This window comes from Paenibacillus sp. MMS20-IR301 (genome assembly GCF_032302195.1).
Classification (GTDB): Bacteria; Bacillota; Bacilli; order Paenibacillales; family Paenibacillaceae; genus Paenibacillus_AQ.
The window spans coordinates 2,207,325-2,226,760 of the sequence record NZ_CP135275.1 but is presented as its reverse complement, the minus strand read 5'-3'; the positions used below and the strand labels follow the sequence as shown (position 1 = coordinate 2,226,760).

Genomic DNA, 19,436 nt, shown 5'->3' with positions numbered 1-19,436 from the left:
CCTGTAATAACGAAAATCCCGCTTCAAAATAATGCATAATATGCTATTATTTATATCGTACATAAAAAATTATTTTAAGGGAGGACATATATGAAAACGAGGCTTAATCATATAAGAGTTAATGTATCCGATATTAATTTAGCTTTAAAATGGTATGAAGAAGTTATAGGTTTTAAATCTGATAGCGGCTGGCCGCCTGAAAATCCTGCTTATTATGATTTTAAATCAGAAGAAGGTGCAACCTTTGCGATAATGGAAGTAAAGAGTGAAAAATCTCATGGGAGACTTAATTTTACTGTTAATGAAGTAGAGGAGCTTTGGGAAAAACTAAAGGACAAAGTTGAGATTATTGAGCCCTTATTTGATACACCCTGGGGCACAAAAAAATTTACAATCAAGGACTTGGACGGAAATGAATTAGGATTTGGAAGGTGAAGCTGTGATCACTAAGTATCAGTGCGTTAATATTTCTTCTGTAAGCCCAAAAGCATTATATAGATTGAACTATAAAACTTTATAGGAAACAACAGCGGCCGGAGGTCCAAAACTCATCTTTAAGTGTAAAATCATGTACAATGAGCTGGCGCGCGCAGGTAAATGGGTTGAATGTGCCCTCCATTAAGAAAAGCAGCCAGCCACGCAACGGTTGTTCAAGGTAATAGCTTAGCTTACGGACATGAGAGGCGTTAAGCCTGCGGAAAGGTACCGGAGTGTCAGTCTTAGGGACATGAGCGCCGTTATTTCACCGGAAAAGTGGATTTTGCCCATGAAAAGCGGCCGATAAGGGCCGTCATGTCCGTAAGCCCGCCCAAATGACTTTTTTTGAGCGAATAAAGGCTGTGGTGTCCGTATGGCTCAGCTTGGGATTGTATTTGAACCAGACAGATGGCATTAGCCCTCTATAACCAGCACCACCCCCCGCGTTTATCTTCTTTAGTTGGAGTGAACGCCAACCATCGTGTACAATAAGCTGTTGCGCGGATAGGCGGTGAATGCATTAGAATGAATTTCGGCCGTTCAGCAATTCTAATTCAACATATAGCTTTCCAGTTCAAGCTATATAGTTGAATTTTATAATGAAAAAGTTGGATTTGAACTTTTGAACCAACAGGAGAAAAGCCAGCCAATCATCGGCTGGCTTTTTTCTTGTTGGATTGGATACCGGAGCGGTTTTTTTATCCATCTCCTGCTGTTAATATGCTGCAGTTCAGCTTCAAAGGATCAGATCACCCTGTAGCCGGAAGGCAGTTCTCCTGTATTGCGGATATTACGGATCTGAGCGAGAGTCAGTCTCTGATTAGTGGAAATAATAGATTCCACATCATTACCGGAAATGTAATCGTCCAGATCACGGATGCTGTGATTGCCGCGAAGCACGCGGAAGCTGCCTCTGAACCTGGTTCTGCTGAACAGAACAAGTGTAGCGTTGCTGCTGGTGGAGAAAAAGCGCAGGCTTTCGATTCCGTCCAGAATGTTGTCAGTATTACGGATACCCAGATTACCCCGGTATATCCGGCTTCTTCCCCGGTAGTTCTCCTCGCTGTACACGGTCAGCCGCGGATAGGTCTGCGAGATATGCACCTCTTTATCCATGTGTATTCCTCCCTGGTGTTGATGAGTTGGCAGTGCCAGTGCGGACTGGCAGCTGCAATACTATTCTATGACTGCTCTGAAGGAATGGTATGGTTAGAGCTCCCGGCAGGATAGCCTGTTTGCAGACAGGTTAAGGAATTTTTTCACAAATAGACTTTACAGAATATAACTACTAGTGTACTATGTAACTAACACACTGATACAACGCCTGGCAGCGGCTAAATTCCAAATGGTCACTGTAGCCATAACTAAGGCTTAAGGTTCAGCTCTTAAATGCATTTTATAATGCAGTTCAGTTATCCAATTCAATTATTCAGGGGAGGCTGTCATGAATCACTCTACACACAATAATGGGCTATCCGGGCCTGCGAAAGACGAACATGTGCTTGAAATGCAGAACGTCAGCAAAGTCATTAAAGGAAAAGCCATCGTGGATAATCTAAGCTTCGATATCCGCCGGGGAGAGATTATCGGACTGCTGGGACCCAATGGTGCGGGCAAGACGACCACCATCCGTATGATGACCGGGCTGATCGGCATGAGCAGCGGGGATGTTCTGATCCAGGGCCACAGTATCCGGAAGGAATTCAAGCAGGCGATTGCGCAGATTGGTGCGATTATCGAGAATCCGGAATTTTATCCGCATATGACCGGTTATGACAATCTGAAGCAATATCTGCGGATGAGCGATGGTGCGGAGGAAGAACGGATTGATAAAGTAGTACAGCTCGTCGGATTGCAGGAAGCGATGAACAAGAAGGTCAAGGCCTATTCGCTTGGTATGCGCCAGCGTCTGGGAATTGCCCAGGCACTGCTCCATTCGCCGAAGCTGCTGATTCTGGATGAGCCGACCAATGGCCTTGACCCTGCCGGAATCCGCGAGATGCGCGATTATATGCGCAGGATTGCCGAGGTAGAGGGGATTGCCATTCTGATCTCCAGCCATATGCTGTCCGAGATCGAGCAGATTTGCCACCGGGCGGTAGTCATCCAGAACGGCAAGCTGGTAACTGTTACACAGATTACCGAAGCGCCGGAAGACCGCAGCGAAGTAACGCTTGTTATCCGGGTAGACAATGCCGGGATGGCGCAGAAGGTAGCCGGGGAGCTGCAAGGTGTGCAGGTGACCGGAACAGATGAGGCGCATTCCGAGCTTCATGTAAGCCTGCCCGACCAGAAGGTGCCGGAGCTTGTGGCGGCATTCAGTGCAAGCAAGGTTGGGGTCTACCGGATCACGGAGAACAAACAGAGTCTTGAAGAAGATTTCCTGAAATGGACAGGGGGCAACCGCATTGCGTAAATTTAATCAGCTCGTGCAGAATGAATGGCTCAAAATAGCAAAGAAACGCAGCTTTATCGTCCCGTATGTGCTCTTGGCACTGCTTGTCTTAGTGATAACCTATATTGCGGACACTCTCGAATCGGTTACGTACACCTCAGCAGCAGAGTATACAGCGGATATGCTCCAGTCTACGGGCATTGGCCAAATACTGGCTATCCTTGTTATCGTTATGACGGCGGGAATTGTATCGCGAGAATACAGCCAGGGAACGATTAAGTTCCTGCTGATTCGCGCCCGCAGCCGCACGGCTATCCTGGCCTCCAAATATGTAACTGTGCTGCTCTACATGCTGAGTATGATTTTGACTAGTGCGGTAGCGTTGTTTGTCTTCGGTATAATCTTCTTTGGGGTCAGCGGGGGAGATACAGGCATCAGTGATATTCTGATATCTCTCGTGTATGGAACTGTATATTGTACGGTGTATGCAACGATCGGCTTTATGCTCGGGATTTTGACGAAATCAACAGGTGTGTCGATCGGGGCGGCGATTTTTTTAACGACGATTGACAAAATGATGATTTCCCGCGAGTTTTTCAAATATTTTCTTTTCCCGAACCTCAACCTTGCAGCCTATAAGGATGGTGGTGCACCTATGCCGGGAATGACCCTGGGCTTCTCGATTGTAGTGCTGGGCATATACATGTTACTCTTCCTGATTTCAGGCTTCACTGTCTTTAGACGCCGGGATGTTGCTTGATGGTTATCGAATTTGATAACAATCAGCCGATTTACCTCCAGATCATGAACTACCTTAAGGGTGAGATCGTTACAGGCAAGCTGAAGCCGGGCGACAAGATTCCTTCTGTGCGTGAATTGGCCGCTGAGCTGCAGATTAATCCGAATACTGTACAAAGAACCTTTCAGGAACTGGAGCGTGAGACGATCGTGGAGACCCGCCGAGGCATGGGCAGATATGTGACCGGAAGAGAAGAGACGATTCTGGCTATTAAAAAGGAAATGGCGCAGGATGTCCTTGACCGCTTCATCCGCGGGATGCAGGAGCTTGGCTTCCGGGGCGATGATATTCTGGCGGCAGTTGCGGAGAATATTCATCAGCAGGGCAAAGAACAGGGGGAAGACAAGCGTGGATGAGTTACTTCAAGTACAGAAAGTGACCCGGAAATTCGGCTCAAAGGTTGCGCTGAACAATGTCTCCTTTGCACTGGGGGCGGGCAGGATTACCGGTCTGCTCGGCAGCAACGGCAGCGGCAAAACCACTCTCATGAAGCTGATTGCCGGTATAGCACATCTTGACTCGGGCAGTATTTCGGTTCAAGGTATTCCCGTGGGAATCGAGAGTAAGAAGCAGGTATCATTCATGCCGGATGTTCCGGTTACGGAATCGTGGATGAGTATTAGTGACGCACTGAACTTCCAGAAGGATTTCTATAAGGACTTCGATCCTATCAAGGCCCAGCGGATGCTGGATTTCATGAATCTCCGGAGCCGGGATAAAGTACGGTCGTTATCCAAAGGAATGAACGAACGCCTGCAGCTCACCCTGGCGCTCTCCCGCCGCGCTAAACTGTATATCCTGGATGAGCCGATCGGCGGTGTTGATCCAGTCGCCCGGGCCAAGATTCTGAATGCGCTGATGGAATTCTATGAGGAAGACAGCAGTATTCTGATCTCCACCCATCTGGTGACGGATATTGAGCGGATCTTTGATGAGGTTATCTTTCTGAAAGACGGGGAGATTGTACTGCAGAGGGAAGTAGAAGAGCTCAGGTTAGAGCATGGAAAGAGTATCGATGAGCTGTTCAGAGAGGTGTTTGCCGAATGCTGAAGCTGTTGAAATATGATCTCAGGCGCAAAAGGGAACGGATTCTTGTTTGTATCGTCATCACGCTGTTAATTGAGATTGCTATGTGGGTCAGCAGCTCGGGGATGAATAAAGAGCTGCTTGCAATTAATCTGTCCGGTTATGCCGGCCTGGCTGTTGCCTTTCTCTTTATTACATTTTCCAGCTATTTCCGCAATCTCAAATCCTACCAGCGACGGCTTCTTCCGGTTACTCCGCTGCAGACGGTCCTGTCGCCCGTTCTGCTTGCCTTTGTGCTGCTGCTAATCGTTATTGCTATAGGTTTGGTGCATGCGGGCCTTTATCAGCTTATGTATCCTATGGATTTTCTGCCGGACAACATTGTATATGTCAGCTTTAGATGTCTGCTTCAGATCATGTACTCGGTATTCTTTTTAATGACGATGACTATGTTCTCCATCACTGCAGCGTTAAGCTTGCGCTTTAAGAGGAGAGTTTGGGCAGGCGTTGCCCTGCTGACCGTGCTGCAGAATGTTACAGCCAATCTGGAGAAGCTGATATTTAACATCAACTACGTCGGGATAGACAATTCGTTTACATTCGTGCTCTACGAGAATAAACTGCGGCCCGCAAGCGGAGTCACCATCCGCTACCTTGATTCCAACCAGTGGCCGCTGTTGTTCGAGTTTGCTATTGCCTGTCTTCTGATCTATGGAATGACAGTGCTGGTGAAGCGGAGAATCGAAGTATGATCAAGCTGCAGACATAATACATCCCGCACGGAAGCAGGGCTGATCCAGTCAGCCCTGCTTCCGTTTGTTGCGCTATGCGGCTATAATCCTTGGGCCCTTTGGCTGTTGGTCCAGATCTCCAGTTCACGCAGCAGCAGCTCCTCCTGTTCCTCCTGCAGGTCAAGCCTTACCCCGTATTGGAATTGGCCCAGCCCGAACATCCAGCCCCAGCGGACGCTCCCCTCAAACTGCAGCTTCTCACCGGCAAGCTGGAAATGCATAATCAGCTTCGTGTCTCCTGCAGTGAAGCGCAGATTCAGCGAGGTACGGACTTTACAGCCGGAGCGGCTTAGATCTAATAGAATACCTTCGGTCAATTTACCGGCTCCGGGTCCGGAGTTACCGGCCGGAATTTCAAGCCAGCAATCAATCGGCTGATTCATTACATACCGGAACGGTTCTTTTCTGCTGGAGTCATCCATTATGTACCTCCGCGAGTTTATTTGCTATTATAGCGGAACGGCCTCTCCTGAACAATCTCCTAAAGTAGTATTTTTTGCAGAAAAAGACTCCTGAAACAGGAAAAACCGCCCCGGTAACCGGGACGGACTGAGACGGGCAGCATGTGCCGGTGTTATGTAACAGCAGACTGCGGCCTAAAGGCTGTAGAGTGAAGCCATACAGTCAACGAACATTTTGTTATACTGGGAACGGGTCAAATCACTGGAGGAGGCAATGTCCCGGCCGAGGAATTCAAACCAGGTAATCTCTGTACCGTCTTTTTTGTATAGAAACCTCTGATGCTCAAGTGCAAAAACATGATTCTCAAAGGACGGGACATGCTCGAATTTCAGCTCGGTGCCCTGCTTTTCGGATACCAGCGTAGCCAGCAGGATCAGCATCTTGAACGGGTCATCATACATCTCGAACTGCTCTGTCATAAACAATCACTCCTAGAGGTAGCATAGATTTCTTAGCAGATTATACTATAATGCCATAATGTAAGCACTATCATCCGGGCAACTCAGTATAATATTGCTACAATAGATGAGCTTAATTAAGGAATTTTGGCAGCAGGAAGGCGGGCTGTATAACAATGCTGCTTAAATTATCCGATACATAATTATCGGCCCTTTCTGGCACGGGACTTTGAGGGATCTTCAGTGGTCGGCATATGAAAATGGTCTTCTGAAGAGGAGAAATGTAAATGTCATTAAATCTGCGTACGTTATTTTCAACAGCTTTTGCGGTCATAGCTATCCTGCTGACTGCACTGCTCTGCTATGTAATCGGTAACCGGTCCACGAACTCTGTAGAGATGAGCATCGGCAGCTCGCTGGCCGCTGAGGCTTATCAGATGTCCGAGAAGCTTGATCATTTCATGTGGTCACGCTCCGGAGAGGTAGAGGTGCTCAGCAAGCTTAACGCTTTCCAGGAGCCGGTTGATACATTCGAGGTCGACGGACTGCTGGACCAGTTGAAGGAGAGCCTGCCGGTCTTCACCTGGGTAGGGTTTCTGGACCGCTCAGGTAATGTGGTTTCTTCAACAGATCATATCCTGCAGGGGACGAATATAAGCCAGCGGCCTGTATTTCAAGAAGGCTTGAAGGGCAAATATATCGGAGATGTCCATGATGCGGTGCTGCTATCCAAGCTCTTACCTAATCCAACAGGAGAGGCGCTGCAGTTCGTGGATGTGAGTATTCCTGTTCCGGACAAGCAGGGCCGGGTCACCGGCGTACTGGCCGCGCATCTCAGCTGGGAATGGTCCCGCGAGGTGGAGGCTTCCATTGTGACACCGCTCAAGGAGCGGATGAAGGAAGTGGAGGTATTCGTGGTCAGCAGGAAGGATAACACGATTCTTCTGGGACCGGCAGCGCTAGTAGGTAACAAGATGCCGGGGGGAATTGTGGATAAGGCCCGCAGCGGAAGCAGCTCATGGGCAGTCGAGCAGGCTGGCTCTTCCCGTTCCTATCTGAGCGGATATGCCTACGGAGACGGTTATATGAACTATCCGGGTCTCGGATGGACTGTTATTATCCGCCAGCCGGCAGAGGTTGCATTTGCTTCTGTACATCAGCTTGAACGGTTCATTTTGCTCAGCGGTCTCATTATTGCGGGAATCTTTGCCATCATCGGCTGGCTGCTGGCCGGCTGGATCAGCAGGCCGCTCAAGAATATTACGAAGACGGCCGATTTGCTCAGCACCGGAGCTAATGTAGAGATTCCTGCATCTACCCGGTTCAAGGATGTAGCGGTCTTGTCTGAGTCCCTGCGCAATCTGGTCAGTAACCTGACCAAGACGGAGAGCAAGCTGAGCTATATGTCCGATATGGCTCTGCATGATAAGCTTACCGGCTTGCCGAACCGGGCGGCGCTGGATGAGTTTCTGGCCCATGCAGTGGGTAAAGCCAAGCAGAACCGCACAACACTCAGCTTCCTGTATCTGGATCTGGACGGGTTCAAGAAAGTAAATGATACCTTCGGTCATGCGACCGGAGACGCTTTGCTGCAGGAGGTCGCCTTCAGGCTGGTTGAGAGTACCCGTGATAATGAAATTGTCGCCCGCCTCGGCGGAGATGAATTTGTCGTCATTCTGAATACTTCAGCAGGCAAACCGATGCAGGAGGCGGAAATTGTGGCCTCACGAATTATCAGCAAGATTAATCTGCCGATCTTAATCCGCGGCGAGGAGCTGCATGTCGGCTGCAGTGTCGGTGCAGCTGTATGGACACCGGATGGAGGCGGGGATACGATTGAAACGCTGCGGCTAGCCGACGAAGCGTTGTATATCTCCAAGCGGAGCGGCAAGAACCGGATTACGTTCGAAGCCGCTTCCTGATGCCTGTACAGGAAGTTCACCAGCAAAGTCCCTACAGGGACAGCAAAAACCCTTGTTCTGCGCAGTACAGCGGATCAAGGGTTTTTTGTTAACTATTGTTCTTGACGGATCACAATCCGTTTATTGATATCTATGTAACAGGAATACGGTTCAATAGTACTAGTTCAACGTAATCTTTTACGTGGCTTAGACCACCATTTGATCCACATAAACCCTTCGTCATCCCGGAAAAATTTGATCCCAAACCAGCTCAGGGGGGTCCAGGTTTCCTTGAAGTAGTATGAAGGCATAGTAAATTCGTCCCTCCAATATAGTTAATTATTACTAGTTTACGCCAGGATTGGCGAATGCACAATACTTTTTTTGCTTATAATTACCATATTGGACATTCGCCCGGTTTTTTTTGCGCCGCGGGCATATGATGTTATGGAAAGAACAAGGAATGGCACAGACTGAGGGAGGAATTACAATGGGAGAGAATGTCGGAGGATACTGCGGTATGGGAACATCTGCAGCTACCATTTTGGTACTGTTTATTCTGCTGGTTATAATCCTCAGCGTATTTTAGCTGAAGTGAACACAAGCGGTACAGCGTAAACAGCGCCGGAGCAGCAGCTCCGGCGCTGTTATTTTTTATAGTATCCAAACCGGCAAAGCCGCTTGCGCAAGTCCAGGCATGATGAAGTTTAGCTGTATTTGCGGACTTCCCGGTAATAAACAGACTGCTGCAGAATCAGAATCAGGGCAAGGACCATTATCGGTGCCGGAGCAAAGCCGAAGAACAGTGAATATACAGCAAAGAATGTCATTCCGATGATGAGCGCTATTGTAGTTACAGTGAAGGAGGAGTAGGCCGAACGGTATACTACCCAGCGTTCACCTTCGTCCATTTTGGCAAACAGCTCCCGCTGCGAATTTTTGGAGTTACCCGGGCTTATATTCATCTGCCGGTCAGGATAATGCTTGTTATATAAGGCAACAACACGGTGCAGCAGTAAGATTGACAGCAGCATGAAGCCTAATGAGACTATCATATTGGTTAACATGAAAGGAGCATCCGCGGAATCCCGGCTGCCGGGACCCAGTGCATGGGCCACGCTCATTAGCGTCCACATTAATGAAACAATCATATTATAGAGGCTGATCTGCATCGCACGGCCCAGCGCCCGTTCCTTAGGGTTCTCAATCTCGCTATCCTGCTTTGCTTCATCAGGCAGCCTGCGGGTCCGGACAAGCCCCATGACAGTGAGCACCGTAAGCAGCAATGTGAGCAGGGCGACAAAGCCGAATAGCACATCATATTCATAGAAGACTGCAGGCTTCAGGTTGACATCCTCCGGTATAGTAATTATTCCTGAAGCAAACACAAGGCCTACCGCTCCGCCGATGAGCATGCTTACAGCGAGCATTATAATCCCGCGGATATTGATCCGCTGTTTGGTCTTATTCATCTTGTTTATCCTCCCCATGATTAATCCAGAACACTGATTCTACGGTTACTGCAAATACCTCTGCAATCTTGAGCGCGAGCACCACTGAGGGCGAGTAATCCCCCCGCTCGATCAAAGCGATAGTCTGGCGGGAAGCACCTATCTTCTGGGCCAGCTCGCTCTGGGACAATCTGTCCCTGGCCCTGAATTCCCGGACACGGTTATTCAGTTCATTCACTTTTTCCACCTCCATATGTTGATTGTATATGATTATCGTCAAAATGTAAATTAAAATATACAAAAAGACAATGATCATAGTCAAAAACATTCATTTCAGAGCAAACAGGGATAAGCACAGGCCGATTGAGCGGAAGAGCATTTAATATAACAGGAAAGGATGTGATGAAATGACCGAAACAGAATTTATCACCAAAATCGTTCCCTATGCAGTGGAGGATATGCAGCGCAGCCATATTGCGGCTTCCCTGACCATTGCCCAGGCGGCACTGGAATCCGGCTTCGGGAACAGCGGCCTGACGGTGAAGGCGAATAATTTGTTTGGGATTAAAGGCAGCGGCCCGGCAGGCAGCTTGTCTATGCGTACAACCGAATACAGAAATGGCCAGGCTGTGCAGGTATCTGCACTTTTCCGGGCTTACAATAACTGGGGAGAATCCGTAGCGGATCATTCGGCGCTAATTGCCCAAGGTGTCTCCTGGAACCGCAATCTGTACAGCAAAGTAGTCGGGGTGGACGGTAAAACGGCTGCCCGTGAGATTGCTGCTGCCGGGTATGCTACCGATCCGAATTACGCGTCAAAGCTGATTCAGCTAATGAATACTTACAACTTATATCAATACGATGAAATAAAGGAGGATGATGAGATGTCGGCTGAAGATAAACAAAAGCTGGATAGCCTGGAGGGTGAAGTGAAGGAGCTGCGGGTGCTGCTGGCGGGGCTTACCGCAAGCAGGGATACCCTGAAAACCGGGGTTCAGGAACAAGGACAGGCGATCAAAGGCGTAACGGAGCGGGTCGTCATTATTGAGGGCCGCACTGTCATGAATATGCCTGCCTGGGCTGAGCCCGCTGTGCAGGCGGCTGTAGCCGCCGGTCTGCTGGATACACCTGCGGGCGGCAGCTATGATTTCTATCGTATTCTTACCGTGCTGAACCGTGCAGGCTTGCTGGTAACGAAGAAGGGGGTGTAACCCCATGTACAGTGATGCGCTTAACAATGTGCTTGCTTTTGCCTCATTACTTGCAGTCTTCGTGATGGCTCTGGTCCAGCTGGTGAAGAACAGTATTAACCTTCCCCGCAACGTGGTTCCTGCGGTCGGCCTGGTCATAGGTCTGCTGGTAGGAGCGGTTGCCTATCCTTTTACAGATATGAATCTTGTTCTCCGTCTATGGGCAGGCGGGCTGGCCGGATTGTCTGCTACAGGACTGTTCGAACTTGCATTCAACAAACGCAGCGGTACAACGAAGGATGATTAGACAAAGGGGATCACGTGCAGAGCTGTAATTTGGGTAGAGGTTCACCGGTAATACACCCAAACAATTCAGGAGGATGATTACTAGAATATGTTATGAAGAAAGGAGGTGCTAAACTATGGGGACATATGTTGATGGAAGAACATCACAGAATGCGAGTACGGCTAACTCTATTGCTATTCCGATCCTAGTCATCAATACTCCGCAGCTGTTCGGCCAGATTGGCCTGATTACTGCAGGCGTGGGAAGCAACCCGCGGGTAATTCTGAAGGGGACGATCTCGGTGCAGCTTCCGCTTGCTCTGGTAGGAATCACGATTTCAATTGTAAGAGGCACATTGCCGACAGATCCATTGGTATATTCTGCTACTTCTACATTCAGCCTAAGCCTGCTGGCTCCACAGGTAATCGCATTCTCAGCGGATGATTTCCTTCCGCCCATTACGCCGCAATTAACGTATACCGCCTTTGTCACCTCCAACCTGCTCGGTACAATTCGTGTAGGTCCCGAGAGCTTTGACGGTATTCTGGTCTCTGATTAATGTGCATAGTTGTGTTCTGCATAGGCCAAGCAGCCTACATTTTAACCGTTTAGCCCAATCTGTTCCGGGGACCACCACATATTCTGTTCTGTAGTCATTTTTAAGGAGGAGGTAATCTCATGGGTGCAGATTGCGGTTACGGCGGCAATGTTGGCGGCGTTAATACAGCTCCAGTAAGTCCTTGGACTTCTACGGGGGCGATTCTGGTCCTTTATATCCTGCTTGTCATTATTTTGAGTGCCTGCTTCTACTAAAACTAATTACAGCTGGCGTAGTCCGGGCAAACCCTGTGGCTGCGCTTTTTTCGTTAGTGTGAAATTGTACAGGCTGTGCGGATTGAACGGTGTATAGTTAGTTGTAGTAGCCATAAGGAAGTAATTACTTGATAAGGAGCTGTTTGATATGAAAAAAATGAAGCGCTTCACACTGACGGGACTTGCCTGTCTGCTGCTGCTCACTGCGGGGATTAACGTACCGGAGACCGTGCAGGCAGAGGGGAATCAAGTTACTTTTACAGTTAACGGTGAAGTCATGAATTCTCCTGCCGGAGAAACGCCTTATCTGGAGGGTGGAGCGGTCATGGTGCCGGTACGCCAGACAGGAAAACTGCTTGGATACGAGGCAACGTACATACGGGAGAACGCCAGCCTGCAGATTCACAGCAGCACAATTAAGCTTGAAATGAAGCTTGGCAGCGGCCAGTTTCTGCTGAACGGCAAGGAGACGCTGACTATTGAAGGTGCAGCAGTGCTGAAGCGTAACCGGATCTACATTCCGCTGGCCCTGCTGGATGAAATCGGTTATATCACGAACTCCTCTGCTAACTCTGCTGAAGCAATGGCCTGGACTCCGCAGTATTACACTGCAGCCGTAATGAATGATCTGGCTTCGGGCCGGTATGCGGCAGTGTCGGAGCGTTGGTTCAGCCCTGAGGTCCGCAAAAATCTGTCCGTGGTGAAGCTGCAGCAGGGCTGGGAGAGCATGACTTCAGCTTATGGGAAGTATGTTGACCAGCATTCTTTAACCAGCAGCCGTGAGCAGGGTCAGCATCTGCTGGCTGTAACGGCAGCCTTTGAGCAAGGGGAGATGAATACCACGATTACAGTTGACGGCAGCGGCAAAATCCAGGGACTCAGGTTTGCTCCGGGCGCTGCTTCAGCTGCGGCACCGGACCTTGCTCTGCCGGAGGGGGTTACCGAAGAAGAGGTGACCGTCGGAGCAGGAACCGCGCATCCGCTTAAAGGGATTCTGACGCTTCCTGCCAAGTCAGCGAAGCCGCTCCCTTCAGTTATCCTGGTACACGGCTCGGGCAGCTCAGATTTGAATGAAGCAGCTTATGCCTACAAACCGTTCCGTGACATCGCCTATGGTCTTGCCGGGCAGGGGATTGCCGTTCTGCGCTACAACAAACGCGTGTACAGCTACCCGCAGCAGTTCACGGGAGCTGCTGCCGCAGGAGTTACGGTTAAAGAGGAAACAATTGAGGATGCAATTGCAGCGGCCGCACTGCTGAAGCAGGACCCGCGTCTTAATGCTGCGCAGGTCTACCTCGCCGGACACAGCCTTGGCGGTATGCTGGGTCCGCGGATTGATGCGGAAGGCGGCGGCTTCGCCGGGCTGATCCTGCTTGCCGGCTCGCCGCGCAGCCTGTGGGAGATTATCTACGACCAGAATATGATGCTGCTGGGCAAGCTGGCTGACACTGCTCCGGGCAAGGCTGAAGCTGCAGCGGTCGTGAATGCCGAGCTGGCCAAAGCTCAGGCCCTGTCTTCGCTGACGGATGAGCAGGCTAAAGCAGCGGCATCTGTATTTGGTGCCTCCGCCTATTATCTCAAGGAGATGGATCAGCACAGTGCAGCAAATCTTGGGCGCAAGCTGGCGAAGCCCGTGCTTGTCCTGCAGGGCAGCGATGACTTTCAGATTTTTGCCGACAAGGATTATCCGCTCTGGAAGGATGTGCTGAAGGGGAACAGCTCGGCAGAATTCAAGCTGTATCCGGGGCTGAATCATTTCTTCGTTAACTATGACGGCGAGGCCTCAGGAACAGCAGAAGAATATAAGGTTCCGGGACTGGTTGATGCACAGGTGATTAAGGACATGGGGCAGTGGATTATGAAACATAATAAGTGAAGCGTATGTTCGTATTTCCTGCGGTTACAGGTAGATTAACACCTCCGCTTCTGATACAATCTATGTATTAAGATTGAAGGAGCGGAGCACATGGATAATGATCTGGCGAAGCTGCTGCGGTCTGTCATCCGGGAAGAATTAGTCCCTGTGAATGACCGTTTGGAGCGGATAGAGGCCGAGCAGACGGCACAGAGACAAGATGTACACGAATTGAAGCAAGATGTTCACGAATTAAAGCAAGATGTACAGGAATTGAAGCAAGATGTACACGAATTAAAGCAAGATGTACAGGAATTAAAGCAAGATGTTCAGGTTTTACAACAAGACCAGGGACTGATTAAGCGTGCGGTACTGGAAACGAACGAACGTCTCATTAATGTTGAGTCTCTGCTGGAGAATCAGCACCGGATTATCGAATTGCTCTCTGTACGCTCCATTGAGCATGAAGCTCAGATTAAGCGGATTAAATAGTTGTTATAGAACACAAAAAATCGAGGCTCCCTTTCGGGAGCCTCTTTCATGGGAGAGGAGAAACCGGACGAAGAGCTTATGGGGAAACGTAAGCCTGCTCCGCGGTTGTCTACGACATTTTGCGATGTCGATAGTTACAGGATGGCCCGGCTGCCCGTATTTTATACATCTGCCCGGAATAATTTCTAAATGCCGCGTTGTGACAAAACCGGACAATCTTTTTATTTCATGGAACAATTGTGTTACTATAGGCTTGGACTTATGCCCTGAACCGGCATAACTATTAGAGACATAAAAGCAGGTGGATGATCGGTGAGAGTAATATCGGGAAGTGCAAAGGGCAGGCCGCTGAAGAGTGTTCCGGGCAACGGCACGCGGCCAACAACCGATAAGGTGAAGGAAGCAATTTTCAGTATGATCGGCCCTTATTTCGAAGGCGGAGCCGCGCTTGATTTGTATGCAGGCACCGGAGGCCTTGGAATTGAAGCTCTGAGCAGAGGGATGGAAACGGCTGTATTCGTGGATATGGAGCAGAAAGCGCTCGATACGGTACGTGCAAACCTGCAAGCAGCCAAGCTGGAAGCCCAGGCAGAGGTATACCGCAATGATGCCTCAAGAGCGCTCGGTGCGCTGGAGAAGCGGGGGAGAGCCTTTGATCTGGTTTTTCTGGATCCCCCTTACCGTCTTAAGCATGGGGATGAGCTCATGATGACGATGGCAGCCAAACATTTATTGAAGCAGGATGCGGTAATTGTACTGGAGCATGAATCCGGCTACGATTACCCGGAGCATATTCCGGGCTTCAGCAGAACACGGCTGTCCGTATATGGAGAGACGACAATAGCTATTTATCAGTATGAAGCTGCTCTGCAAGAGGGTTCCGGGAGCGGCGGGGAGGTTAATGATGAGTCTGCAAATTAGAAAAGAGCGTGTAGCCATTTACCCGGGCACCTTCGACCCGGTTACGCTGGGTCATATGGATATTATTCACCGGGCCGCCAAGCAGTTCGACCGGCTGATTGTGGCCGTGCTGAACAATCTAAGCAAGAATCCGCTGTTCTCCGTCGAAGAGCGCACGGATCTCCTGCGCCAGGCAACTGCCGACATTCCGAATGTGGAGGTCGACAGCTTCCGCGATCTGCTGGTCAACTATATCCGGCAAAAGGATGCCCAGGTAATTGTCCGGGGAATCCGGACGGTTACGGACTTCGAGTATGAGCTGCAGAATGCATCTATTAACCATAACCTGAATCCTGATGCGGAAACGATCTTTATGATGACGAATCCAAAGTATTCCTATCTCAGCTCCAGCGTGGTCAAGGAGATCGCCCACTTTGGCGGAAATGTCTCGGATTTCGTAACCCCGGAGGTTGAGCAGGCTATGAAGCTTAAGTTCAGCCGGATGGCCGGCGGTGCCGGCTAAAGAGCCTCACGGCTGCAGACAAGACTAAAAACAACAGGAGCAGCAGTCCCTGGAGACCCAGCATTTGCGGAATGAAGCTCCAGAGCCGCAGCAGTGAAGGGCTGCCCTGCTGGCTGGCGGAGGCCAGTCCGGTGAAGACAGGAAGCACGGCAGCCCGTGTATTCATTAACGGCTGCCAGAGCACGGCGGTTAAGGCAAAGGCAAGCGCTGCGTGCAGGAGCCGTACAGCTGCGAACGGAAGGAAGCGGACTTGTGCCGGCCTAAGTAAGGTCAAAGCCTGAAGCTGGGCGCAGATTCCGCTCCAGGCTAAGGCTGCAGACAACAGGGCCGGACCCAGGCGGCTGCCCAGGATGAAGCTGCTGTTTACTGCTTCCGGGACCATCGCCCGGGCTCCGAGATGAATCTCCAGCAGGCCTGCAGTGAACCGGGGCGGCAGCTGCGGGAGCAGCGTGGATATAATGCTCACGACTACAGCGAACATGATCATATAACCGCCGACAATCATCAGATTCTGGACGGCGGCAGACACGGATTCACCAAGTACCTTGCCGAAGCCCCGTCCGTCTCTTGAGCGGGCATCCAGCACAGCCTGATGAATACGTCCGGGCAAGGATGCCTTTTTGGCGTTCAGGCTGTTGCCGGGTATCCTGGCTTGCGCCGTTTCAGCAGCGGGCGCCGGGATGGGAGCTGCCGGCTGCGCAGCGCCAAGGCGGACGGCAATACTGCCTGCGGCAAGGCCTGACAGCCAGTGGATGGCCAGCAGGGCGTACCCGGCTGCGGGACTGTGCAGGAATGCCGTTCCGATCACAATGAGCAGGGTAACCGGGCTGGCATAATGCACGATGGATGCCATGCTTCCAGCTTCCTTGTCCGTCAGGATGCCCTGCTTGTGCAGCTGCCGGACAGCACCCGCTCCGCCGGGGAAGCCGGCGGTAATACCCATTACCAGGGTCCAGCCGCCCGCCCCGGGAAGGCGGAACAGCCGCCGCATCAGCGGCTCCAGCAGCACGCCCACGCCGTGTACAAATCCGAAAGCGTTCAGCATCTCGGACAGGATCAGGAAGGGCAGGAGTGCCGGGAAGACAATCGTCCACCAGAGCTTCAGCCCTTCAAGCGAGGCATTGAAGGAGGCTTCCGGAGCCAGGACGATGGCGATTGCCAGCACAATGGCGGCAGCCCCCGGTACGAAGACGGCGGAGCCTGCGAGGCCCCGTCTTATTTTAAAGTTAATCATTAGAAGCATCACCTCTTCATAGCTTAGGACATGGGCAGGACTTGTTATCAACTTATGCGGGCGAGACAACCATCATGCCTTAGCCAAAAAGAGCAGCTCCCGGTTCCGGGCAGCATATTCCAGTGCCGCGGCTTTGAGCCGCGGGAAAGAAGGGTTCAGACTTGAGGCAGCCGAAACGGCGGACCGGAATCCGCGCCACAGCTTATTTGTTTTCATTCGTGGTTATTCTCTATGTTGTTGTCTTTATGAATACGCCTTACATTGTGTACCAGCCGGGCAGTGCCTCGGAGGTAGCGCCGATGATCAAAGTGGAGAATGCGGATCCTGAGGAGCAGGGAACATTTATGATGACAACCGTTTCTGCGAGGTATGCGAATGTTGCGCTTCTGATTGCATCTGTCTTTAATGCCAATGCGGAGGTCGTGCTGAAAGAGACCCGCCTGCAGGATAAGACGGAACAGGAGTACGCGGCTGAGCAGGTCTTCTATATGAACAGCTCGCAGTCTTATGCTGTACAGGCCGCTTATCATGCGGCTAAGGTGCCTTATGCGGATGTAGTCGATTATCTGTATGTCTTTTCGGTGCCGGCTGCCGCGAGTAAAGGGCAGTTTCAGCCGGGAGACAAGATCATTACTGTAAAAGGACAGAAGGCCGCTGATCCGGCTGCTTTGTCTGCGCTGCTGTCGGCGAATAAGGTCGGCGATAAGGTGGAGGTTGTCCTGCAGCGCAGCGGCAAGGAAATAACCGAACAGGTACAGCTGGTGGAGGTTAAGGATAAAGAAGCCTCGGCCGGGCGGCCGGGCTTCGGAGTGGTTATCGGGGCCGTTCAAAAGGTAGAGCCGAAGGAAGCGGGCAAGGCTGTCAGCTTCGTAAGTACAGATGTCGGCGGGCCGTCTGCCGGATTGATGTTCACGATGGAGATCTATAACCGGCTGACCCCGGGGGATCTGACCAAAGGCCACCGGGTAGCAGGTACCGGTACGATAGATGCTGAAGGTACTGTAGGGGCAATCGGCGGTGTGAAGCACAAGATCGTCGCTGCCGACCGCAAGAATGCGGAGTTCTTCTTCGTGCCAGTCAAGAATTATGATGAGGCTAAAGCGAAGGCGGAGCAGATCGGCACCAGGATGAAGCTGATTCCGGTGTCCACACTTTCGGATGCGCTGAAATATATGGAAGAGCAGCCGGTGGTTACACCCTGACCGGCGGCTCCAGGTAGTCGCTGTACAGATCACTGCGCAGCGGGTCGGCATAGGCACCGGCGAATACTGCTGCCGCCTGCAGATCCCGCTCCAGCATGGGATGGGTGAAGCGGGCCGGGCTTGTGACCACAGGGAGTGAGGCCTGCTGCTTCATTTGCTTCAGCAGCAGGCGGCCGCTCTCCCGGAAGCCAAGCACCCTGATGTAACCCGGACCTTTACCCAGCCCGGCCGGCAGCATCTCCTCCCTGCTATGGTTCAGCAGGGTATGGACCAGCAGCCGCTGAAGCCGGGTAAGGGTATAACGTTTGCTCTTCAGCTCCTGGAGCAGTCCGGCTACAGTGAATTTCTCCAGCCGGGAGAGGCTGCTTAGCAGCCTGTTCTCCAGCCCTTCGTTCATATCCTGCACACGGCGCAGCTCTGCTGCGGAGTGTGTGGACAGCACGTGGCGCAGCGGAATCCGGAAGTCCTCCAGCTGCAGCGGCCCCCGGCCGGCCGCATGCTCCCGCTCCAGGATGGACACGCTATACTCCGGCATGTAGGCCGCCGGTGACCCGCCCTCCTGCAGCAGCCGGCGGATTGCTGTTGCACTGGCAATGCCAGACCCGCCCTGCAGCGGGTCGTGGAAGCCCGCGCCTGTGCGCGGCACGGTCAAGGGCGTGATCGCGCTGCCAAGCCGCCGCAGCGCGATCAGGTAGTGCAGGCCGAGGCTGTTGTTCGGCTGCCGCAAGATTATTTCGGCTTCTAACGGTTTCTCCTCTCCCATGAAAGAGGTCCATGCCGCCGCCGCAGCTGCGCTGTAGGCGGCGGGGAAGCCCGATCCGCTTGCCATGCGCGCGCGGATCTCGGCTTTAAGCGAGCTGCTCTCCTCAGCCAGGAAGGCAGAGAGGGGCAGCAGTTCGCCCAAAGTGCCGGCTTCGGAGCCGAAGCACAGGCTGTCCGCGACGCCGGTCGCTTCCAGCAAGGAGACCGCTCCGAAGGCGAACCATTCTGCCGGCTGGACGGCATAGACCACCGGCAGCTCAATCACTAGATCAGCGCCCATATGCAGCGCCATCTCGGTGCGGGCGCGCTTGCTGACCGCCGCCGGCTCGCCGCGCTGGGTGAACGGGCCGCTCATAATCACGATGGAGCGGTCCGCGCCTGATATTCTTTTGGCCTCGGTAAAATGATGGACATGCCCGTTATGTAAAGGGTTATATTCGGCAATAATGCCAACAGTAGTCACGGATAACGTCACTCCA

Annotated in this window: 23 protein-coding genes; 16 read left to right on the top strand and 7 right to left on the bottom strand. The window is 51.5% G+C overall.

Features of this window, described 5'->3' with window-relative positions; genetic code table 11:
* Positions 1-90 precede the first annotated feature (90 nt).
* Positions 91-435: a VOC family protein gene (locus LOS79_RS09860; RefSeq protein WP_315418802.1), complete on the top strand. Its 345-nt coding sequence runs from the start codon at positions 91-93 to the stop codon at positions 433-435.
* Between the two features lie 786 nt (positions 436-1,221).
* Here the strand turns inward: LOS79_RS09860 and LOS79_RS09855 are convergent.
* On the bottom strand, positions 1,222-1,593 hold the full coding sequence (locus LOS79_RS09855; protein WP_315418799.1) for a hypothetical protein: 372 nt from the start codon (positions 1,591-1,593) through the stop codon (positions 1,222-1,224).
* A 328-nt stretch (positions 1,594-1,921) separates the two neighbouring features.
* On the opposite strand from LOS79_RS09855, the gene LOS79_RS09850 reads away from it, so the two are divergent.
* Genes LOS79_RS09850 through LOS79_RS09830 form a run of 5 tightly spaced genes read left to right on the top strand, consistent with a single transcriptional unit; the run spans position 1,922 to position 5,449 of the window.
* Positions 1,922-2,893 (top strand): ABC transporter ATP-binding protein, encoded by a 972-nt coding sequence (locus LOS79_RS09850; protein WP_315418798.1) that lies wholly within the window; start codon positions 1,922-1,924, stop codon positions 2,891-2,893.
* Entirely contained in the window at positions 2,886-3,632 is a 747-nt protein-coding gene (locus LOS79_RS09845; RefSeq protein ID WP_315418796.1) for an ABC transporter permease, read from the top strand. Before LOS79_RS09850 ends, LOS79_RS09845 begins: the two co-directional genes overlap by 8 nt.
* Positions 3,632-4,027: a GntR family transcriptional regulator gene (locus tag LOS79_RS09840; RefSeq protein WP_315418793.1), complete on the top strand. Its 396-nt coding sequence runs from the start codon at positions 3,632-3,634 to the stop codon at positions 4,025-4,027. The genes LOS79_RS09845 and LOS79_RS09840 overlap by 1 nt, the downstream gene beginning before the upstream one ends.
* Positions 4,020-4,721 carry an ABC transporter ATP-binding protein gene (locus LOS79_RS09835; protein ID WP_315418791.1) on the top strand — a complete coding sequence of 234 codons (702 nt, stop codon included), beginning with the start codon at positions 4,020-4,022 and terminating at the stop codon, positions 4,719-4,721. The genes LOS79_RS09840 and LOS79_RS09835 overlap by 8 nt, the downstream gene beginning before the upstream one ends.
* A complete protein-coding gene (locus LOS79_RS09830) occupies positions 4,715-5,449 on the top strand; it encodes a hypothetical protein (RefSeq protein ID WP_315418788.1) in 735 nt (244 codons plus the stop codon). Before LOS79_RS09835 ends, LOS79_RS09830 begins: the two co-directional genes overlap by 7 nt.
* An 80-nt stretch (positions 5,450-5,529) precedes the next feature.
* On the opposite strand, the gene LOS79_RS09825 is transcribed toward LOS79_RS09830, so the two are convergent.
* Entirely contained in the window at positions 5,530-5,910 is a 381-nt protein-coding gene (locus tag LOS79_RS09825) for a PilZ domain-containing protein (RefSeq protein WP_315418785.1), read from the bottom strand.
* A 174-nt stretch (positions 5,911-6,084) separates the two neighbouring features.
* Positions 6,085-6,369 (bottom strand): hypothetical protein, encoded by a 285-nt coding sequence (locus tag LOS79_RS09820; protein ID WP_315418783.1) that lies wholly within the window; start codon positions 6,367-6,369, stop codon positions 6,085-6,087.
* A 266-nt stretch (positions 6,370-6,635) separates the two neighbouring features.
* Between LOS79_RS09820 and LOS79_RS09815 the strand changes: the two genes are divergently transcribed.
* Complete coding sequence (locus LOS79_RS09815; RefSeq protein WP_315418781.1) at positions 6,636-8,270, top strand: sensor domain-containing diguanylate cyclase; 1,635 nt, start codon at positions 6,636-6,638, stop codon at positions 8,268-8,270.
* 686 nt (positions 8,271-8,956) lie between these two features.
* On the opposite strand, the gene LOS79_RS09805 is transcribed toward LOS79_RS09815, so the two are convergent.
* Both LOS79_RS09805 and LOS79_RS09800 read right to left on the bottom strand, forming a co-directional pair.
* A complete protein-coding gene (locus tag LOS79_RS09805; RefSeq protein WP_315418775.1) occupies positions 8,957-9,721 on the bottom strand; it encodes a DUF3169 family protein in 765 nt (254 codons plus the stop codon).
* The gene (locus LOS79_RS09800) at positions 9,714-9,938 is read right to left on the bottom strand and encodes a helix-turn-helix transcriptional regulator (RefSeq protein WP_315418772.1); all 225 of its coding nucleotides are present in this window, start codon (positions 9,936-9,938) and stop codon (positions 9,714-9,716) included. Before LOS79_RS09800 ends, LOS79_RS09805 begins: the two co-directional genes overlap by 8 nt.
* A gap of 169 nt (positions 9,939-10,107) precedes the next feature.
* Here LOS79_RS09800 and LOS79_RS09795 point away from each other — a divergent pair, with 169 nt between their 5' ends.
* The 8 genes from LOS79_RS09795 (at position 10,108) to coaD (ending at position 15,759) form a co-directional block, all read left to right on the top strand.
* Complete coding sequence (locus LOS79_RS09795) at positions 10,108-10,911, top strand: glucosaminidase domain-containing protein (RefSeq protein WP_315418769.1); 804 nt, start codon at positions 10,108-10,110, stop codon at positions 10,909-10,911.
* Positions 10,912-10,915: 4 nt separating this feature from the next.
* Positions 10,916-11,197: a holin gene (locus LOS79_RS09790; protein ID WP_315418766.1), complete on the top strand. Its 282-nt coding sequence runs from the start codon at positions 10,916-10,918 to the stop codon at positions 11,195-11,197.
* Positions 11,198-11,312: 115 nt separating this feature from the next.
* Complete coding sequence (locus tag LOS79_RS09785) at positions 11,313-11,735, top strand: hypothetical protein (protein WP_315418764.1); 423 nt, start codon at positions 11,313-11,315, stop codon at positions 11,733-11,735.
* 119 nt (positions 11,736-11,854) lie between these two features.
* Positions 11,855-11,989, top strand: a complete 135-nt coding sequence (locus LOS79_RS09780) for a YjcZ family sporulation protein (RefSeq protein ID WP_315418761.1) — start codon at positions 11,855-11,857, stop codon at positions 11,987-11,989.
* A 148-nt stretch (positions 11,990-12,137) separates the two neighbouring features.
* A complete protein-coding gene (locus LOS79_RS09775; protein WP_315418758.1) occupies positions 12,138-13,865 on the top strand; it encodes an alpha/beta fold hydrolase in 1,728 nt (575 codons plus the stop codon).
* A gap of 90 nt (positions 13,866-13,955) precedes the next feature.
* The gene (locus tag LOS79_RS09770) at positions 13,956-14,336 is read left to right on the top strand and encodes a hypothetical protein (protein ID WP_315418755.1); all 381 of its coding nucleotides are present in this window, start codon (positions 13,956-13,958) and stop codon (positions 14,334-14,336) included.
* A gap of 312 nt (positions 14,337-14,648) precedes the next feature.
* Positions 14,649-15,257, top strand: coding sequence for a 16S rRNA (guanine(966)-N(2))-methyltransferase RsmD (rsmD, locus tag LOS79_RS09765; protein ID WP_315418753.1), 609 nt, complete (start codon positions 14,649-14,651; stop codon positions 15,255-15,257).
* The gene (coaD, locus tag LOS79_RS09760; RefSeq protein ID WP_315422120.1) at positions 15,241-15,759 is read left to right on the top strand and encodes a pantetheine-phosphate adenylyltransferase; all 519 of its coding nucleotides are present in this window, start codon (positions 15,241-15,243) and stop codon (positions 15,757-15,759) included. Before rsmD ends, coaD begins: the two co-directional genes overlap by 17 nt.
* Here the strand turns inward: coaD and LOS79_RS09755 are convergent.
* Positions 15,731-16,993, bottom strand: a complete 1,263-nt coding sequence (locus LOS79_RS09755) for a nucleoside recognition domain-containing protein (protein WP_315418750.1) — start codon at positions 16,991-16,993, stop codon at positions 15,731-15,733. The genes coaD and LOS79_RS09755 overlap by 29 nt on opposite strands.
* A 161-nt stretch (positions 16,994-17,154) precedes the next feature.
* On the opposite strand from LOS79_RS09755, the gene LOS79_RS09750 reads away from it, so the two are divergent.
* Entirely contained in the window at positions 17,155-18,195 is a 1,041-nt protein-coding gene (locus LOS79_RS09750; RefSeq protein ID WP_315418748.1) for a YlbL family protein, read from the top strand.
* Here the strand turns inward: LOS79_RS09750 and LOS79_RS09745 are convergent.
* The gene (locus tag LOS79_RS09745; RefSeq protein ID WP_315422118.1) at positions 18,185-19,420 is read right to left on the bottom strand and encodes a nucleotidyltransferase; all 1,236 of its coding nucleotides are present in this window, start codon (positions 19,418-19,420) and stop codon (positions 18,185-18,187) included. The two genes, LOS79_RS09750 and LOS79_RS09745, sit on opposite strands and share 11 nt — an antisense overlap.
* Between the last annotated feature and the right edge of the window lie 16 nt (positions 19,421-19,436).

Excerpts from the sequence above, each read along its gene's own strand:
- LOS79_RS09860 (WP_315418802.1), top strand. The coding sequence starts at position 91 with ATGAAAACGAGGCTTAATCATATAAGAGTTAATGTATCCGATATTAAT.
- LOS79_RS09855 (WP_315418799.1), bottom strand. The coding sequence starts at position 1,593 with ATGGATAAAGAGGTGCATATCTCGCAGACCTATCCGCGGCTGACCGTG.
- LOS79_RS09850 (WP_315418798.1), top strand. The coding sequence starts at position 1,922 with ATGAATCACTCTACACACAATAATGGGCTATCCGGGCCTGCGAAAGAC.
- LOS79_RS09840 (WP_315418793.1), top strand. The coding sequence starts at position 3,632 with ATGGTTATCGAATTTGATAACAATCAGCCGATTTACCTCCAGATCATG.
- LOS79_RS09830 (WP_315418788.1), top strand. The coding sequence starts at position 4,715 with ATGCTGAAGCTGTTGAAATATGATCTCAGGCGCAAAAGGGAACGGATT.
- LOS79_RS09825 (WP_315418785.1), bottom strand. The coding sequence starts at position 5,910 with ATGGATGACTCCAGCAGAAAAGAACCGTTCCGGTATGTAATGAATCAG.
- LOS79_RS09820 (WP_315418783.1), bottom strand. The coding sequence starts at position 6,369 with ATGACAGAGCAGTTCGAGATGTATGATGACCCGTTCAAGATGCTGATC.
- LOS79_RS09815 (WP_315418781.1), top strand. The coding sequence starts at position 6,636 with ATGTCATTAAATCTGCGTACGTTATTTTCAACAGCTTTTGCGGTCATA.
- LOS79_RS09805 (WP_315418775.1), bottom strand. The coding sequence starts at position 9,721 with ATGAATAAGACCAAACAGCGGATCAATATCCGCGGGATTATAATGCTC.
- LOS79_RS09795 (WP_315418769.1), top strand. The coding sequence starts at position 10,108 with ATGACCGAAACAGAATTTATCACCAAAATCGTTCCCTATGCAGTGGAG.
- LOS79_RS09790 (WP_315418766.1), top strand. The coding sequence starts at position 10,916 with ATGTACAGTGATGCGCTTAACAATGTGCTTGCTTTTGCCTCATTACTT.
- LOS79_RS09785 (WP_315418764.1), top strand. The coding sequence starts at position 11,313 with ATGGGGACATATGTTGATGGAAGAACATCACAGAATGCGAGTACGGCT.
- LOS79_RS09780 (WP_315418761.1), top strand. The coding sequence starts at position 11,855 with ATGGGTGCAGATTGCGGTTACGGCGGCAATGTTGGCGGCGTTAATACA.
- LOS79_RS09775 (WP_315418758.1), top strand. The coding sequence starts at position 12,138 with ATGAAAAAAATGAAGCGCTTCACACTGACGGGACTTGCCTGTCTGCTG.
- LOS79_RS09770 (WP_315418755.1), top strand. The coding sequence starts at position 13,956 with ATGGATAATGATCTGGCGAAGCTGCTGCGGTCTGTCATCCGGGAAGAA.
- coaD (WP_315422120.1), top strand. The coding sequence starts at position 15,241 with ATGAGTCTGCAAATTAGAAAAGAGCGTGTAGCCATTTACCCGGGCACC.
- LOS79_RS09755 (WP_315418750.1), bottom strand. The coding sequence starts at position 16,993 with ATGATTAACTTTAAAATAAGACGGGGCCTCGCAGGCTCCGCCGTCTTC.